The sequence below is a fragment of the Chrysiogenia bacterium genome (assembly GCA_020434085.1).
Taxonomy (GTDB): Bacteria; JAGRBM01; JAGRBM01; order JAGRBM01; family JAGRBM01; genus JAGRBM01.
This window is the reverse complement of the sequence record JAGRBM010000580.1, coordinates 1-1,649: the sequence shown is the minus strand read 5'-3', so window position 1 is coordinate 1,649 and position 1,649 is coordinate 1. Positions and strand designations below refer to the sequence as shown.

General features: G+C 63.9%; 4 protein-coding genes. All 4 read right to left on the bottom strand.

Annotated features, from left to right (window positions below; all coding sequences use genetic code 11):
• Window positions 1-204: 204 nt before the first annotated feature.
• A complete protein-coding gene (locus KDH09_19050) occupies window positions 205-588 on the bottom strand; it encodes a hypothetical protein (protein ID MCB0221803.1) in 384 nt (127 codons plus the stop codon).
• Window positions 589-680: 92 nt separating this feature from the next.
• Complete coding sequence (locus KDH09_19045) at window positions 681-1,094, bottom strand: Zn-ribbon domain-containing OB-fold protein (GenBank protein ID MCB0221802.1); 414 nt, start codon at window positions 1,092-1,094, stop codon at window positions 681-683.
• Between the two features lie 2 nt (window positions 1,095-1,096).
• Window positions 1,097-1,381 carry a hypothetical protein gene (locus KDH09_19040; protein ID MCB0221801.1) on the bottom strand — a complete coding sequence of 95 codons (285 nt, stop codon included), beginning with the start codon at window positions 1,379-1,381 and terminating at the stop codon, window positions 1,097-1,099.
• A gap of 18 nt (window positions 1,382-1,399) precedes the next feature.
• Window positions 1,400-1,649, bottom strand: a 250-nt coding sequence (locus tag KDH09_19035; GenBank protein ID MCB0221800.1) for a thiolase family protein, incomplete at its 5' end; no start/stop codon positions are given.

The window sequence follows — 1,649 nt, the reverse complement described above, 5'->3', positions numbered from 1 at the left end:
GTTCGAACCCAGCACCCAGCGCGTCACAAATCCAGTCGCTGCAATTCCAATGAGTGCGCCAGCGCACGACCGGACCTGTTCCAGCCTGGTGACCGGCGGCAAGTCCGGCCGCCACCTTGGTATCGCATGGATCAGCCCGCGCATCGCGGTCACTCTACCGGTCGGCGCGACTGGGGCCATTGCATGCAGGGAATCATGCGAGGGCTAGCGCCACAGCGTGAAGAAATAGCCATCCGGGCCCATCACTGTGGCCAGGTCCATGTCTCCGGCTGATGTGGGGGGGCGAATTGAGAGCGCGCCTCGCCGGAGGGCCGTCGCGAACGCGGCGTCCAGGTCTTCCACCTGGATGCGAATCTCCGCGCCGATCCCGCGGGCGGCGCCGTCGCGGCTCAGCGCCTGGTACCAGGGGTGACGCCGGTCCGCGTCGTCGTCTCCGTGCAGTTCGATCTCTGCGTTCCAGGCCTGCAGGCGGGCGTAGCCGGGATACTCCTCGATGAGCGAAAGCCCCGCCACGTCCGAGAGGAACCCGGCGAGGGCCGGGATGTCCGTCGTCCACAGGACCATGCTCACGATTGGCGTCTCTTCCACCCGCGCCTCCCCGCCGCTCGCCGTCTGCATAAGCGCCTGTTAAGTGTAAGTGACATTCGCATGCCATAAACACCGTAAAACGTGAATGCGCCTCAGGCAGGTCTGAACTTCGGTAGCGCTACATCGTCATAACGTTCGAAATCCACCACCACCGGCATCCCGACCCGGATCGCGCTGTTCTCGATTCCGACCAGGTTGGTCGAAAGGCGCGGGCCTTCTTCCAGTTCGATGACCGCGAGGTTGTACGGCAATTCATCGAAGAAGCCAGGATGGTACTTCTGATGCATCACGCCGAACGTGTGTACCGTCCCGCGTCCGCTTGCCTCTTCCCATTCGAAATCGGATGAGAGGCAGTTGTCGCAATGCGAGCGCGACGGGATGCGCGCGACTCCGCACGCCGTGCAGCGCATGATCATCAGGCGGCCTTCCATCGCTCCCGTGAAGAACGGTTCGGAAGCATCGTCAGGCAGTGGCAGTGGTTTCTGAGGTGCTGCTGCTTCGGTCATGGTTAGCTCCGGTTCGGGCTCAGGATGAGGCAGGCGTGATAGCTCAGCATGCCGCCGTTTCCCGTGCAGAGGATGACGTCGTTGTTCACCTGGCGCTGGCCGCCCTGCCCTCGCCCCTGGATGACCGCCTCGCTCAGCGGCGTCATCCCCCACATGTAGTAGCCCGAAAGCTCGCCGCCGCCCGTATTCGTCGGCAGCGATCCGCCAGGGCCGAGCTTGCCGTCTTCGACAAACGGTCCGCCCTCGCCTTTCTTACAGAACCCGTAGTCCTCCAGATTGACCAGCACCGTTTAGTTGTAGCAGTCTTAGAGCTTGCACTGCGTCACGTCCTCTGGACCCACGCCGGCCATCGCATACGCAGTCTGGGCTGCGATCCTCGCGCCGGTCTCCGTCTCGGGGTCGAAGCCGTGGCGTACTGGGTCACCGGGGTGGCCCTGTCCCATCCCCCAGATGTACACGGGGGGCTGCGCCATGTTCGCCGCATCCTCGGCGCTGCTCACGATCACCGCGATCGCGCCGTTGGAAACAAGGCAGCAATCGAGCAGGTGGAGTGGC